This is a genomic window from Clostridium sp. BL-8 (genome assembly GCF_002006495.1).
Classification (GTDB): domain Bacteria; phylum Bacillota; class Clostridia; order Clostridiales; family Clostridiaceae; genus Clostridium.
On record NZ_LZZL01000028.1, the window covers coordinates 1 to 15,867 of the forward strand.

General features: G+C 29.7%; 15 protein-coding genes and 1 riboswitch. Of the genes, 13 read left to right on the forward strand and 2 right to left on the reverse strand.

The genetic code is table 11. From position 1 onward, the window contains the following. Window positions 1–115: 115 nt before the first annotated feature. The 9 genes from CLOBL_RS11280 to CLOBL_RS11320 all read left to right on the forward strand — a co-directional run bounded on the left by CLOBL_RS11280 (window position 116) and on the right by CLOBL_RS11320 (window position 9,820). A complete protein-coding gene (locus CLOBL_RS11280) occupies window positions 116–862 on the forward strand; it encodes a YdcF family protein (protein ID WP_077859121.1) in 747 nt (248 codons plus the stop codon). 83 nt (window positions 863–945) lie between these two features. Further along, complete coding sequence (locus tag CLOBL_RS11285) at window positions 946–1,791, forward strand: pseudouridine synthase (protein WP_077859122.1); 846 nt, start codon at window positions 946–948, stop codon at window positions 1,789–1,791. 120 nt (window positions 1,792–1,911) lie between these two features. Then, on the forward strand, window positions 1,912–2,241 hold the full coding sequence (locus tag CLOBL_RS11290) for a hypothetical protein (RefSeq protein WP_077859123.1): 330 nt from the start codon (window positions 1,912–1,914) through the stop codon (window positions 2,239–2,241). Further along, window positions 2,238–3,698: a HAMP domain-containing sensor histidine kinase gene (locus CLOBL_RS11295; protein ID WP_077859124.1), complete on the forward strand. Its 1,461-nt coding sequence runs from the start codon at window positions 2,238–2,240 to the stop codon at window positions 3,696–3,698. The genes CLOBL_RS11290 and CLOBL_RS11295 overlap by 4 nt, the downstream gene beginning before the upstream one ends. A gap of 117 nt (window positions 3,699–3,815) precedes the next feature. Further along, a complete protein-coding gene (locus CLOBL_RS11300) occupies window positions 3,816–4,514 on the forward strand; it encodes a response regulator transcription factor (RefSeq protein WP_077859125.1) in 699 nt (232 codons plus the stop codon). A 340-nt stretch (window positions 4,515–4,854) separates the two neighbouring features. Continuing rightward, window positions 4,855–6,126, forward strand: a complete 1,272-nt coding sequence (locus tag CLOBL_RS11305) for a hypothetical protein (protein WP_077859126.1) — start codon at window positions 4,855–4,857, stop codon at window positions 6,124–6,126. Between the two features lie 2 nt (window positions 6,127–6,128). Beyond that, window positions 6,129–7,601, forward strand: coding sequence for an efflux RND transporter periplasmic adaptor subunit (locus CLOBL_RS11310; protein ID WP_077859127.1), 1,473 nt, complete (start codon window positions 6,129–6,131; stop codon window positions 7,599–7,601). Between the two features lie 12 nt (window positions 7,602–7,613). Further along, window positions 7,614–8,351 (forward strand): ABC transporter ATP-binding protein, encoded by a 738-nt coding sequence (locus CLOBL_RS11315; RefSeq protein WP_077859128.1) that lies wholly within the window; start codon window positions 7,614–7,616, stop codon window positions 8,349–8,351. Then, window positions 8,342–9,820, forward strand: a complete 1,479-nt coding sequence (locus CLOBL_RS11320) for an ABC transporter permease (protein ID WP_077859129.1) — start codon at window positions 8,342–8,344, stop codon at window positions 9,818–9,820. Before CLOBL_RS11315 ends, CLOBL_RS11320 begins: the two co-directional genes overlap by 10 nt. An 80-nt stretch (window positions 9,821–9,900) precedes the next feature. Here the strand turns inward: CLOBL_RS11320 and CLOBL_RS11325 are convergent, their stop codons facing one another. Next, window positions 9,901–10,524 (reverse strand): hypothetical protein, encoded by a 624-nt coding sequence (locus tag CLOBL_RS11325; RefSeq protein WP_077859130.1) that lies wholly within the window; start codon window positions 10,522–10,524, stop codon window positions 9,901–9,903. A 195-nt stretch (window positions 10,525–10,719) separates the two neighbouring features. Beyond that, window positions 10,720–11,349: a VTT domain-containing protein gene (locus CLOBL_RS11330; protein WP_077859131.1), complete on the reverse strand. Its 630-nt coding sequence runs from the start codon at window positions 11,347–11,349 to the stop codon at window positions 10,720–10,722. Window positions 11,350–11,805: 456 nt separating this feature from the next. Between CLOBL_RS11330 and CLOBL_RS11335 the strand changes: the two genes are divergently transcribed. The 4 genes from CLOBL_RS11335 (at window position 11,806) to CLOBL_RS11350 (ending at window position 15,799) form a co-directional block, all read left to right on the forward strand. Further along, window positions 11,806–12,063, forward strand: a complete 258-nt coding sequence (locus CLOBL_RS11335; protein WP_009170841.1) for a CD3324 family protein — start codon at window positions 11,806–11,808, stop codon at window positions 12,061–12,063. Between the two features lie 195 nt (window positions 12,064–12,258). Next, window positions 12,259–13,329: a DUF5050 domain-containing protein gene (locus CLOBL_RS11340; protein ID WP_242953826.1), complete on the forward strand. Its 1,071-nt coding sequence runs from the start codon at window positions 12,259–12,261 to the stop codon at window positions 13,327–13,329. Between the two features lie 334 nt (window positions 13,330–13,663). Then, window positions 13,664–14,203, forward strand: coding sequence for a GNAT family N-acetyltransferase (locus tag CLOBL_RS11345; protein WP_077859132.1), 540 nt, complete (start codon window positions 13,664–13,666; stop codon window positions 14,201–14,203). 76 nt (window positions 14,204–14,279) lie between these two features. Continuing rightward, window positions 14,280–14,386: riboswitch (SAM riboswitch) on the forward strand. A 252-nt stretch (window positions 14,387–14,638) separates the two neighbouring features. After that, window positions 14,639–15,799 carry a pyridoxal phosphate-dependent aminotransferase gene (locus CLOBL_RS11350; RefSeq protein WP_077859133.1) on the forward strand — a complete coding sequence of 387 codons (1,161 nt, stop codon included), beginning with the start codon at window positions 14,639–14,641 and terminating at the stop codon, window positions 15,797–15,799. Window positions 15,800–15,867: the final 68 nt, after the last annotated feature.

The window sequence follows — 15,867 nt, forward strand, 5'->3', positions numbered from 1 at the left end:
ACCTCCTTGCCTGATGAAAAATATTCAAGGCAACCTTGGACCTGTTATTTATTTTTATGTTCCTAAAGTCATATTTTATATTCGTTGCAATTAATAAATTTATGGGGGAAGAGTTATGAGAAGATATTGGGATATTTTATTGGGAGGCTTATTAATTTTATATGTGATAGATGTGAACTTAATAAGCAGTACAAAAATTGCATTTAGCTATCCAGTTGTAGCTTTAGGTATTATTATTGTAGTATATCATTTTATTAAAGATAAGTTAGCTTTATTGAAAATATTTCAAACGGCTAAAGTGATTATATGTATTTTCCTCGTTTGCTTTTTAGGAATAGAAGTTGCAATAATAAGTTATCCAAAAAGCAATCTTCAAAACACTGATTACATTTTAGTGCTGGGGGCGGGACTTTCAAATGGAAAAACACCAAGTTTAATACTTCAAGGAAGGCTTGAGGCAGCAATAAAGTGCTTAAAGCAAAATGAAGATGCTTATATTGTTTTGTCTGGTGGAAAGGGAAATGATGAAGATTTGCCAGAAGCGCATGCTATGAGTATATATTTGCAAGATAGAGGAATAGATAAAAATAAAATACTAATTGAAGATAAATCTCAAAATACAAATGAAAACTTCAAGTTTTCTAAGGAGAAAATAGAAGAATTAAGTGGAAAAACATTGAATGAAATTAGTGTTAAAATAATTACAACAGATTTTCATGCTTTAAGAAGCAGTATTTTAGCTAAAAGAAATGGTTATGTAAAATTTGATAATTATTCAAGTACAACAGTATGGTATTTAATTCCTATAACCTATACGAGAGAAGCTTTTGCAATTGTGAAAAGCCTAATATTTGATAGATAACTATTCTATATATAAGTCTAATTTATAGTGTCCCTATCTTCATATGGATAAAATAATGTTAACTTGAAAGGATAAATATCAAAATGCGGATTAATAAATTATTTAGTAATTATGGAATTTGCTCTAGAAAGGAAACAAATAAATTAATAGAAGAAGCGCGGATTAAGGTAAATGGAAAAAACTGCGTTTTAGGTCAGTGGGTAGAGGAAAGTGATGAAATTCTTCTTGATGATAAACCAATTTTAAGAAGAGAAAAAGTATATATTGCACTTAATAAACCAGTTGATATTATGTGCACAGCTGAAAAGGTGCAAGGAAATATAATTGATTTTATGAATTATCCTGAATATATTTTTCCAGTTGGCAGATTGGATAAGGAATCTCAAGGACTTATAATTATGACTAACGACGGAGAATTAGCTAATGTAATTCTAGAGGCTGATAATATGCATGAGAAAGAATATCTTGTACAAGTTGATAGAAGTTTTGATGAAAAGTTTCTTGAAGTAATGGCTTCAGGAGTTGAAATAGCAGGAGAACAAAGTTCAGGTGTTAAAAGAATATCAGATACATTAGGCATATATAAAAATTCTAAGGAATTTTCAAGTCGCAAGTCTAGGATAAAGGATTGTGAAACCGTTCCTTTAAAAGAGTTAAGTATAATAAAAGAAGATAAAAAAACTAAGATAATGACTAGAGCCTGCAAGGTAAATAGGGTTAATAAAGATACATTTAAAATAGTTCTAACTCAGGGGCTAAATAGGCAGATTCGTAAAATGTGTGGTGCTTTAGGATATAAAGTAATAAAGCTTGAGAGAATTAGAATTATGAATATTACTATAGATAATATAGAGATTGGTAAATGGAGATATCTTAAAAAGGATGAACTTGTAAGACTTAAAAGTGAATTTAAAGTTATTGGAGAATGAGTACTTAAAAATGAATTGTATATAAGATCATATCATGTGAGTTTATATTAAACTCAATATTGAAATGAGTATAGCCCTATGAGATAATTATTTAAATATTAACATACGAGGAGAGATAAGATGAATAGAGAGTATATTAATGCAAATAAAGCAGCTGAAAAGTATAACTTATTTTTAAAGGTTGTTACATCAGTAAAAAACTTTGATTCATATAATAGCTTTTTTAATATATATGATATGAATGAGGAACCGTGCAGAAGAATTGCAGTTCTTACTAAGAATAAAGAATTAGAAGAGGTTTATGACGAAGAACCTAATATTACAATTAGTGAATGCAGAATAGTTGATGAAATTCTATGGATTAAGGATTATTCTTTACTTACTAATCCAGAAAAAATAGACTTATCAAATTTGCTCGTAGATAAGACTTTAGTCGAGGAATTATTATGAAAATAAAAAAGAGATTAACAATTTCAAATATTCTTATGCTAATTGTTCCAGTGGTTATTATTTTTATTATCGCAGGTATAATGAATATACCATTTTCAGCAGCATATGAAAGAAAATTTGAAAGCGATAGAGAAGTGGATCAAAACCCATATTTCATTCAACAGAATCTAAGACCAGATATGAGAAAAATTCAAAATAAAGATGATATTCAAAATTTGACACAAAACTTACAGAAATTTCTTGAGCCTAAAGGATATCATTTAATAATTACATATGATGGAACAATAATGTCATCTAATATTACTGACAAAGACCAAGAAGCACTTTCAAACATTGGTGATAATATGATTTTTCAATCTAATTCGTTAGTATTAGAAATGAATTCAACATCATTAGTTAAAAACAGTTTTAAAAAAGATGATAAAATTGTAAATATTATAGCAATAAATTCTGATTACAAACCAATAAGGTTTGATATGAAAAGTGAAATGTCAACATTTGTAATCAGCTATATTATTATCGTTATTATTATATCATTAATAGTTGTAACCATAACTAACATCATATTATCAAGTAAAATTTATAAAAAGCTGATTATACCTTTAGAGCTTTTAAGCTATGGAGCTGAACAAATTAAAAACGGAAATTTAGATTTTGAAATGAATTACGATAGTGATGATGAGTTTAAACAAGTCTGCGGCGATTTTGATGAAATGAGAATGCGTTTAAAGGATTCTATTGATATGCAGCTAAAATATGAAGAAAATAGAAAAGAGTTAGTTGTAGGGATATCACATGATTTGCGTACTCCATTGACTGCAATTAAAGGTTATGTTGAAGGACTTAGGGATGGAGTAGCAAATACACCAGAAAAGCAAAAAAAATATTTAGATACTATTTATACTAAAGCTTGTGATATGGATGGATTAGTTGATAGTTTATTCTTATTTTCTAAATTAGATACAGGGCAGTTTCCGTTTAAATTTAACATAGTGAGTATTAATGGGCATATAAAGAAGTTTTACGAATGTGCTAAGGAAGAATTTCTAGGCTTAGATGTAGAAATATTCTTTGACAGTACATGTGATGATTCAACTATGATAAAGCTTGATCCTCAAGAAATTAACAGAGTTCTTTTAAATATATTGAATAATAGTGTAAAATATAATAAAAATAGAAAGGTTAAAATTCAAATATATTTATATGAAAAAGAAAATTTAGTGGTATTAGAGATAAGTGACAATGGCATAGGCGTACCAGAAGAAGATCTTTCAAAGTTGTTTCTGAGGTTTTACAGAGGTGATTCCTCACGTACAAAACCTAATGAAGGAAGTGGACTTGGACTGGCTATATCTAAGCATATTATTGAGGCACATAGCGGGAAAATTATGGCTTACAATAGGAACGGACTTACAATAAAAATAACTTTCCCTAAGAATTATAGTAATCGTAATTAGGATTTAACTAAATTAGCTCAGAAATGAGATTAAGAGACAATCAAATAAATAACAATAAGTAAGGAAAGATATAGATATGTATATTGTAAATTAATTCTATGGTTTGGAGGAAAATAAGTGAAAAAGATACTAATTATAGAAGACGATGAAAGTATTGCTGAGTTGGAAAGGGATTATCTTGAGATAAGTGGATTTAAAACTGAAATATCTCAAAATGGATATGAAGGTCTTGAACTTGCATTAAGTGAGGAGTTTGATTTAATTTTATTAGATGTTATGCTTCCAGGTAAAGATGGGTTTAGAATTTGTCAAGAAGTAAGGGATGTTAAGGAGATACCTATCTTAATGGTAACTGCAAAAAAAGAGGATATTTATAAAATACAAGGATTGGGAATTGGAGCAGATGATTATATTGTAAAGCCATTTAGTCCAAGTGAACTTGTGGCAAGAGTAAATGCTCATATATCGCGATATGAAAGGCTCACAACCATGGAGAAAAGTGTTAAAAATGAGAAAAGTTCGATAATAATCGGAAGAATTAAGATTTTATTAAAAGCAAGAAGAGTTTATGTTGGAGAAGAAGAGGTTAAATTAGCCAATAAGGAATTTGAGTTATTAATGTTTCTAGCGTCAAATCCTAATATTGTGTTTTCAAAAGATACATTACTAGATAGAATTTGGGGAGAAGAATCCTTAGGTGATAGCTCAACTGTTACTGTACACATAAACAGAATAAGAGAAAAGATTGAACTAGATAGTAGTAATCCTGAATACATAGAAACTGTATGGGGAGCAGGGTATAGATTTAATATGTAAAACTTTTACAAAGTAGAAACTATATTTATAACTTATATTTTTTAATTAAAATAGCTATAAATATAGTTTTTTTAATCAAGAATTCATAATTACTTGTAAAAATAGATCATGGAATTTAAGAAGAATCTAATCATAGTTATAAATCATTAATTTAAAAATCCATAGTTGATAGTAAAAATAAAAATTTAACATAAATTTAACATAAGTTTATACATTGTTTATATTTGTTTTAGAGTAAAGTTAGATTTGTTAGATATACTAAAATTGTAATTAAGTAGCTGATTGTCTATAATAAATTAATGTTGTAAAAAATATTTTAAAAATAACAGGAGGGAAGACTTTGAAGAGAGTACTAATAAGTTTTTTTGTAGCAATGGTTTTAATGGGAAGCAATATACCGAGTGCAAATGCAGCTGAAAGCATTAATTCAAATACAGTTAGTAATACCAGTAGTTCAAGTACAGCTGAGGATGCGAACACGATTAAAATATCACTAGTTAATATACAGGATATCATTCTTGAATATAATCAGCAGGCTAAGATATATGATAATACTAGAGATAATACAAAGTTATCTTATGATATTGCTAAAGATAAGTATGATACGGAAGAATCTGATTACAATACTGCAGTAGATAATTATAATACTGAATTATCTGATTATAATACTGCACTGGCTAAATATAATGAAGATCCAGCTAATAATGCTAAGCCAACAGCACCAACAGCTGTTGATAAAACTGCACTAAACACCGCAAAAGATTCGCTAGATTCGGCTAGGAATGACTTGAGAAAAGCTAATATTACTTATAATAACAGCTTGCAGAATTTAGTTAAAACAGCACAAAGTGATTACATATCGTATGTATTAGGGGATTTGCCTAACAAAGAGTACAATACTGCTAATGTAGACTTATTAAAAAAACAAGCAGATATTGCAAAGGTACAGTATGATAGTGGATTCTTATCAAAGAACGATTATACAACTGCACAGCTAAATTATACTACAGCACTTAATGCTTCCAGTAAAACAAACGATGCGGAAGAAAATGATAAAACAAAATTACTTTATGATTTAGGATTATCATCAGGAGAAAATGTTACTTTTGATACAAACTTAGATCAGGATCTTAACGATGTATCTACAATAAATTATAATAATGACTTGACAGAAATGTTCAATAATAATTTAACTTTACAAAGTGACAATATTTCGCTTGAACAAGCATCTGATGATAAAGATAATTATGAAGATGATAATGACGATAGTAGTGATGAGTATGATAATAAGGATGAACAATATGATAACTCATTGAAAAATGAACAGTCCCAGTTAGTATTAGATAAAAATAATGCAGAAAAAGATTTTAAAACAAAGTATGATGCCCTTATGAATTCATATGCTGCCATGAAAAACGGTGCTAATAGCTTAAGTCAGCAGAAAGATCAATATAATGTTAAAGTAATCCAATATAATTATGGATTTGCATCACAACAGGATGTTAATACAGCTAATGTTGATTCCATAAAAGAATCTCAAAGCTATCAAAGTGATAAATCCGCATTTTATCAGGCTTATTTAAGTTATATTGAAGCGAAAGAAGGGTATTAAAATTGAAGCTATTAAATAAGATAAAATTAGGCAATAATAAAAAAATTGCCAATAAAGAAGTAACAACAAAAAAGTTCTTTAATAAGAAAATAATAAGTATAATATGCATAGTGCTAGTGGTTGTCGTTGGAGGCGGGATTTTTTATAAACTCAAGTTTTCTAAACCTAAGACAACTCAGGCTAAAGTTAAGTATACGACTTTGGAAAAAACAAAAATTGAAACAACTATTAGTTCTTCAGGAGCTATAAAAAGTGGACAGGGTACAAATATATATTCAAATTTAGAATATAATGTTGCAAGTATTAATGTAAAAGTTGGAGATACAGTAAAAAAAGGAGATGTTCTTGCGACAATAGATACATCCGAATTAGAGGAACAAATTGCTGAAGGACAGCAGACTCTTGATGCAAATAAAGCCAAAAATGCGGCATCACTAGCACAAGCGCAAAAAAATTATGATAATGCAAAGTATCTATATGATAATAATTTAAATACAGATATAGTGAGTGCACAAACTAATCTTAATAAAGCCAAGCTTACACTTGATAATGATACTAAGGTTTATGAATATGACAAGGTAATGCTTCAAAATGGAAATATGTCTCAGCATGATGTTGATACTGCTGGAACAACCGTAGATAATGATCAAAAAGCTTATAATCAGGCTCAAGTTGCTGTACAAGCTGCGCAAGCTTCAGCTGAAAAAGAAATAGAAAATGATAAAACAGCATTAGATAGTGCTCAGGCTGCTGCAAATGATCAAACTTCTGAATTAGCATTAGAAGATAAGAAAAAGAAACTTCAAGATGCACAAGTAGTTGCAACAGTAGATGGTACAATAACAAATGTAAACTGTGAGGTCGGTGTTCAGGCAGCAGGAGCATTATTTGTAATACAAGATTTAAGTAATTTAATCGTTGATGCAGATGTTGATGAAACAGATATTAATCAAATAGCTGTTGGGCAAAAAGCAGAATTAAGTACAGATGCATCAGGTAGTGAAGTTATTCAAGGAGCTGTTACAATTGCAGAACCAGTTTCTACAGCTGCAAGTCAGAGTACTAGTTATAGTAATAGTAGCAGCGGTAGTAGCAGTAGCAGCAGTAAGAGTAGCAGTAGTAGTAGCAGTGATTCTACAAGTAGTGATGTGACATTTAAAGTGGAAATTCAGCTTTCAGGCCAAAGTGATAAGGTCAAAGTAGGTATGAATTCAACAATAAAGATTATTACAAACGAAAAAGATGATGTTTACTCAGTACCATATGGAGCAGTAGTAACTCAAAAGGGACAAAATTTCGTGTATGCAGCTGTAAAACAAGGAAATCAATATGTTGTTAAGGAAATTCCAGTAACTAAAGGCTTGGAATCGGATACTAATGTTGCAATTGATGGAGCAGATCTTACTGATGGTATGATTATACTTAGTGAACCAGCAAGTTATACAGTAGGGAGTACAGTAATGATAAGTAAATAGGGAGGTGAGTTTTTGAGTAAAAACGTAATAGAGATGAAAAATATTATAAAAAGTTTCTATATAGGAACTCCAAATCAGTTAAATATTTTAAAGGGACTGGATATTACTGTAAAAGAAGGCGAGTTTGTATCGATTATTGGAACGTCAGGTTCAGGTAAAAGTACATTGATGAATATTATAGGTGCACTTGATAGGGCAACATCTGGAGAATATATATTAGATAGTACTAATATTAATGATATATCAGATGATGGTTTATCAGAAGTAAGGAATAAGAAAATAGGCTTTGTATTTCAAACCTATAACTTAATACCAAGAAGTACAGCTTTGTCTAATGTTGAATTACCAATGCTTTATAAAGGTGCAGGTAAAAAGGAACGGAGAGAGCGTGCAGAAGAACTTTTGGAGCTTGTTGGAATGAAAGAGAGAATGACCCATCAACCTAGTGAATTATCAGGAGGGCAAAAGCAAAGAGTTGCAATAGCTCGTGCGCTTGTAAACAATCCTAGTATAATACTTGCAGACGAACCTACTGGAGCTCTTGATTCAGCTACTGGAAGGATGGTTATGGATTTATTTCATAAAATTCATGAAGAAGAAGGAAAAACAATAGTACTTATAACCCACAATAATGAACTTGCTGAAGAGACAGAAAGAATTATAACTTTAAGAGATGGAAACATAACATCGGTAGAGCAAAATGAAAAGTATTATAGAAGATACCAAAAAGAGGAAAAAGGATGTTTATAAAAGAAAATATTATGCTTGCAATAGCAGGCCTTAAAGCTAATAAAATGCGTGCATTACTTACTATGCTTGGAATAATAATAGGTATAGCATCAGTAATTGGCGTTGTTACGGTGGGGAATACAATGACTTCTTCTGTAGAAAGTTCCATGGCTTCAATGGGTGCTACAAACATTACAGTTAATGTTCAAGAAAAAAGTTCAGCAGATAAGGCAATAGCATTGGCTAAAAAGAATCTAACTGATGCAAAAAATTCAAGTGTGGCTTCAGGTTCAACTGATAATTCAAGAAGTAACAGGCAACAAGGTAATGGAAATGGAAGGCAAAATGGCGGCGGTCAAAATGGCGGTGGTGCCCCAGGTGGCGGTGCTGCTGGAATGTTTGGCGGCGGTGGAATGCCAGGAGGCGGGAGACCAGGCGGAGGCGGCGGCGGTAGAATGGGAAGCTCAAGTAGCTCCCAAAAGGATACTGACCTTATGACTATGAATCAGATAAATGAGTTAGAAGATAATTTTAGTGATAAGATAAGTGCTATAAGTCTATCTGAAAATGGTGATTCTGGTAAAGTTAAAAGTGAAACATCCTATGCAAATATAAGTACAATTGGTACAAATGTAGGATATCAAGAGGTTAAAGATATTACAATTACTGAGGGAAGATATCTTAATCAAAATGATATTGATAATGCAAAAAATGTTGCAGTAGTTTCAGATAAATTAGTAACAAAAATATTTGGTGATGGCGTTAATCCTATAGGGCAGCAAATAAAAGTTTACACATCAAGCAACATTTTCACATACTATGTGGTTGGTGTATATAAATATCAAGCATCTGGTTCAAGTAGAACAACGTCAGATGAAAATTTATCTACAAGTTTATATATTCCTATAACTGTAGAAAAGAAAACAGCAACGAATAAAAATTATCAAATGTTTCAAGTAGAACCTAAAGATAATGTAGATGTTGCAGCATTCACAACTGAGTTATCAACATATTTAGCGAATCTCTATTCTAAAAATATAAATTTTGTAGCTCAGGCAAGTAATATGGAAAGTATGCTTGAATCAAGGACATCAATGATGAATACAGTTGCAATTGCTATATCTGGAATAGCAGGAATATCACTTGTAGTTGGTGGAATTGGAGTAATGAATATAATGCTTGTATCAGTTACAGAAAGAACAAGAGAAATAGGAACAAGAAAAGCCCTTGGGGCTAAAGGCAGCCATATAAAGATGCAATTTATAGTTGAGTCTGTTATAATATGCTCCATAGGTGGTATTTTAGGAATAGCTCTTGGGCTGGGGGCAGGTACAGTAGGATCAAAGGCAATGGGATATTCAATGTCAATATCACCGATAGTAATTTTAATAAGTTTTTCATTTTCAATGTTTATTGGTGTATTCTTTGGATATTATCCAGCCAAAAAGGCAGCAGAACTTGATCCGATAGAAGCACTTAGATATGAATAAAATTCAGTAAATAAAAAACACTTTCTTTTAGTAATTCACTATAAGAAAGTGTTTTTTACTATATGATATATAGTAAATAGCTATATAAATGATTCGAGTATTCCTAGAAGTATTAAAATTACTCCAGAAATTAGATGAGAATATTTTCGGAGCAATCTAAAAGAAAGCCATCTAAAGCAATATGAACCTAGGCATATTGAAATAATAGAAATTAGAAAATAAAAGAGTAAACTTAAATTAATGTTTACACCTGTCAAACCTCCAGCAAAAAATGTTAATGCATTATTTAATGAAAAGGCTACGCAGAGATTAAGACATTCTTTTATATCTATATGATTTGATTTATCTGCATCGACAACTATAGGATTATCCAATATATTTTTGTATCCAAATGGATTTTCGTAAAAATAGGAGGTATCATATCCAATGCGTTTTTTTTCTATTCTTATATATTCAATTATAAATGAAACTCCAATAAAGCATAATAAAACGGCACCAAATATATCAGCTAATTGAGGACCAAAGAAAGGTAGAAATAATTTACCAATGTGCATAGAGATAAATGCAGAAATTGAGGTTAAAATTGAAAGTAAAATTATAGTTGATTTTGGTAAATTAATTTTTTTAATCCCATAAGATAAAGAAGCTGATAATGGTTCTAGATTTGAAGATATAGCTAGTAAAAGTGGTGATATGAAAATCATATGGAACTCCTAAAAATTGATTTAATATAGTATATTCTCTTCCATTAAAAAGGATTGCGAATTGATAAAATTTCAAAAAAATATATCAAAATACTATATAATCAATTATAAATAGGGAGTATTACACATGATGCATATGTCAGAATACGTCGTATATTTAATTATGAGATATAATGGCGGGATGAATCATTTATTTTATTCAGCGATTTGATTATTCCATTTTTTAAAATTAATAAAGTTAATTACTATTACAAGTATAAGCATAAATAGAAAAACATAAATAGAGTACTTTGCACTTATGCCTAAGAAAGTATATAAAAGGATGACAGGAGTATCGGCTAACAATATTGTTATAATATATTTTAATAAAGTGATTTCAGCAAGCACTGAAAAGAAACAAACTATATCACTAGGTACTACAGGAGAAGAAACGCCTAAAGCTAAAATTTGTACATTGTTCTTTTTTATCATAGTATATATTTTAGGATGCTTTTCTATTATTTTGTTTTGGTAACTCATACCAAATGTGAGTTTTGCAAAGAAAAATAATAAAATTTCACTAATCAAATTAGCAGTTGCAGTAAGTAGAAAAGCTTCAAATGGATTAAATAGAACACCACCAATAATTATAAAAACAGTACATGGAATAAGGGTAAAGATTCTAAGTGATGCTATTATGAGAAATAATATTACGCTATATTCACTGTATGTATTTAAAAAGTTTATAACTTTATCAACTCCATCAACATATAATTTATATTTAAAAAATAAAAATAGAATTGCAACCCAAAATATTAAAACAATAATTTTAAATAATTTATCCATTACGCACCTCATTGTATATCATCAGTCAAAGATAGATATTATAATTTGACTATTAAAATTCCTAATATATATTATACCAATAAAGCTTACTTATATGTCAATAATTATGAACATTTTATGCATATTGGAAGAAAACCATATAGTAAATTTAATATATGATTAAATTTACATTCAAGCCAATATTTATGATATAATTATTGAGAAATATACACATAAAGGGCGAGGTGTGTATATATATTTTATAGCATATATAAGATAGCAGCTTTTTAATGTATGAAAGAAGGATTGGGGGAATTGTTTTGCAAAAAGAAACACCAGTTACACTTTGTGCAGAGTTTATTTAAAGCTTAGGCTTATAACTTGGCATAAAGTCATTAATTATAAAAATTATGGCCTAATATTTTAAAATAAATTCTGCACCCTTAGATTAAAAAATTTCTAAGGAGTAGAATTAATATGAAGTATATAAGTGCAGAAAATATATTGCCTAAAGAATTAATTGAAAAAATACAAAGGTATTGTCAGGGAAAATATATTTATATCCCAAGAGAAGAAGGACATAGACGTAAATGGGGAACAATATCAGGATCCAAGAAGGAACTCGAAATTAGAAATAATGAAATTAAAGTAAAGTTTAAGCTGGGAGAGAGTAAAGAAGCTTTAGCTGAAGAATATTGTTTGTCAATTTCAAGCATAAAAAAAATAGTATATTAAAATTAGATACTTGCAAAAAGTGATGCTGGTTTTAGATAACTAGCACCATTTTTTTATATAAATGTTTGAATTTTAGCTAAAGAGTAGTATAGGTTATTTCGACATATATATTATGAAAATACAAATGAATTGTTAAAAGTGATAAAATTAATGTAGAATTATAGTAAATATAGTATAGAGAGAGTTGGTGGAATATTGAAGAAGATATCGTTGTTATTGCCTTTGGCACTGTGTATAAATTTATTAAGCTGCAGCAGTCAGCAAACAGCAAGCAAAACTAGTCAAAATCAAAGTACAAGTGCTCCAAGGCAGATAAGCGTAAACAGTAGTAGTAATAATAGTGCGGCCACTAATGGCAGTGCTGCTTCCAATTTAGATAAAGATGCCTTTAAAAATGGATATACACCTTTTTCATTAAAGAACTCAGCAATGTATACAAGTTTGTTTCAGGTGAATGGGACTACAACGGTTTTTCCAAATTGGGATGATAATAATAATCTCTCAATTATAAAAGAACCATATCCCAAAGATGTAGTTAACACATCTAATGTTAGTGATTTTTATAATTATCCAGTAAATTCATTGGCAGTTGTAAATAATATAGCTTATTTTTCTGATGCTAATAATAAAAGTACTTTGTCATCAATCGACTTATCTAATAGAGCATATAAGCCTAATTTAAGCTTAGGAGAAGTATATAATATAATAGCAGCAGGTAGTATAATATATTTTGTGGATCCAAGGGATGGAAATAAGCTCCACGCATTTGATACAACCAATAATATAGATAAAATTATTTCTACTGATAATATTGGGAACTATTTAGTGGATGAAGATACTATTCTTTATGAAAATAAAAGTGATAATTCAACTTTATATAAGATAAGTATTGATGGTACACAAAAACAAAAGCTGTCAAATTTCTCTGTAAATAGCTTTGGTCCTTATTCAGGACAAATATTAGCTATAAATTCTGCAGATAACAATAATTTGTATTCAATAAATCTAACTGATTTATCGACAAAAAGATTGGCAGTAATGGATGGAGAAGATATGAAGATTATTAATGGAACAATATATTTTATAAATGTAAGCAATAACAGGCATCTTTCTAAAATGGCTGTAGATTTAACGAAATCAACTCCAAGTGTGAATTTTACAGATATTTCTGAATACGAGATAAATGAATATTATCCAACTAGCAAAGGTATCTTTGCACGAAAAGGAGTTAATGTCAATAATGGATATATGTTCTTACCAGCATAAATATATTTTTATGTATAGTGAAAGTGGCGTATTAAAGTAAGTTTCATAGTGATGATATCGGTAAAATATCATCACTTTTTTATGCTTTAAACAAGATCATGTATCTTTAAATAGGATAAAAAATAAGGTGGAATAATTTTTGGGCTTGAATAGATATAAGAAAAAAATATATAGTAAAGTTAATGCTAATGGAAATAAGAAAGGTTATAGTTTAACGTAGCAACTAATAACTTTAGATTTGGTTATACTGGACTAGTATTTCTTAAAAGATTGAAGTATTAAGTAAATTGCAAAAAGAATAGGAAAAATAAGTATGAAAGCCTAGGGGGAAATTATGAATATTTGTATAGAAACAGAAAGACTTATATTAAGAAAGTTTAATATTGATGATGCGGTAAAGCTGCAAGAAATATGTAGTGAGCAATACATATTAAAATGGATGCCAGACTGGGGAGTTTCAATGGAAGTCAGAAAAGAGTGGCTGAAGGCGTTGATTGATCAATATAAGAGCATAGATAAAGAAAATATAAGAGTATGTCTTGCTGTAACTCTTAAAGATAATGGAAGATTAATAGGGATGATAGCGATACAAAATAAGGAAGAAGTTAATAATGAGATTGAGCTCGCATATTTCATAACAGAAAATTTGAGTAATAAAGGATATATTACAGAAGCTTCCAAAGCCATAACTATATGGGCACTGAATAATTTTCAGCTAGATTATATAATGGCAATAATAGAACCAGATAATTTTCAATCTCAAAGGGTAATTGAAAAATGCGGGTTCATAAAACAAGGAACAAAATATGTTGTAAATACTGGGGAAGAATATGAAAAATCTTATTATTATTATAGATTATATAATAAATGTTGATAATCTCTAATGAAAGTATTGACATTATAATAAAACAAACATATACTAATCCTATAGGAAAAAACGAAAATTAAATAACTTATCAAGAGTGGTGGAGGGACTGGCCCCGTGAAACCCGGCAACCGATTATAAAATACAAATAATTAGGTGCCAAATCCTGCAGTTTAGGCTGAAAGATAAGAGAGTAAATTTTTATGCGATGAAGCACTAGAGTTTAATCTCTAGTGCTTTATTTTTAATAAGCTTTAGGCGCAAAATAATAAACATAGTATAGAATGAAGTATTTTACATAAATTTCAATCTATTATTTACTTTCATGCATTCAATCTTTATTTTGCTGTTAATGTGAAATGGAGATTTTTATATAAAAATATATGTGACTATTTTGATAAGAATTATTAAAGTATAGAAATAAATAAAAATGGAGGAAAGAATATGCCAGAATTAAGCAATAGGTTAGATTGGTTTTCAGAATCTATAATAAGAAAAATGACAAGAATAGCCAATAAATATGGAGCAATAAATCTTTCACAAGGATTTCCAGACTTTGATCCACCAAAAGAAATATTAGATGGGTTAAAGGAAGTTTCAGATAAAGGACCTCACCAATATTCAATTACATGGGGAGCACAAAACTTTAGAGAGAAATTAGCATTAAAACAAGAAAAGTTCATGGGAATTAAGATAAATCCTGAGGAAAATGTACTGGTGACCTGTGGAAGCACAGAAGCAATGATGTGCGCAATGATGAGTGTATGCAATCCAGGTGATAAGGTTATAGTATTTTCACCATTTTATGAAAATTATACTGCGGACACGATTCTATCAGGTTCAAAACCTATATATGTTGAACTAAAGCCGCCAGCCTTTAAATTTGATAAAGAAGAATTAAGAAATGCCTTTAAGCAAAAACCAAAGGCACTTATACTTTGTAATCCATCAAATCCTACAGGTAAGGTATTTACTGAAGACGAGCTTTTATATATAGGAAGTCTTGCTAAAGAATATGATACTTTTGTAATTACTGATGAGGTTTATGAGCACATAATATTTAAGCCATACAAGCATACCTATTTAGCAGCGCTGGACGGAATGTTTGAAAGAACTATATCCTGCAGCTCTTTATCAAAAACATATTCAATTACAGGCTGGAGGCTTGGATATATTATAGCCAGTAAAGCAGTAATAGAAAATTGTAAGAAAGTTCATGACTTTTTAACAGTAGGAGCAGCAGCACCTCTTCAAGAAGCGGCTATTAAGGGATTAGAATTTGGAGAAGAGTATTATGAAATGCTAAATGAACTTTATGAAAAGAAGAAAAAATTATTTTTAAGTGGATTAGATGAAATAGGGCTTAAGTATTATGAACCTCAAGGAGCATACTATGTCATGGTTGATATATCTGAATTTGGATATGAGGACGACTATGAATTCTGCAAATGGCTGGCAAAAGAAATTGGAGTAGCAGCAGTTCCAGGCTCAAGCTTCTTCAGAGAGAAGGTAAATAATTATATAAGATTTCATTTTGCTAAGAAGGAAGAAACTTTAAAAGAAGCTCTTAAGAGACTTGAAAAACTTAAGGAATATAAAAAATAAATAGTTAATTACACCAATGATAAAAGCTATAGTTACAATACATTGGGGATTAAATACAATAACAATAA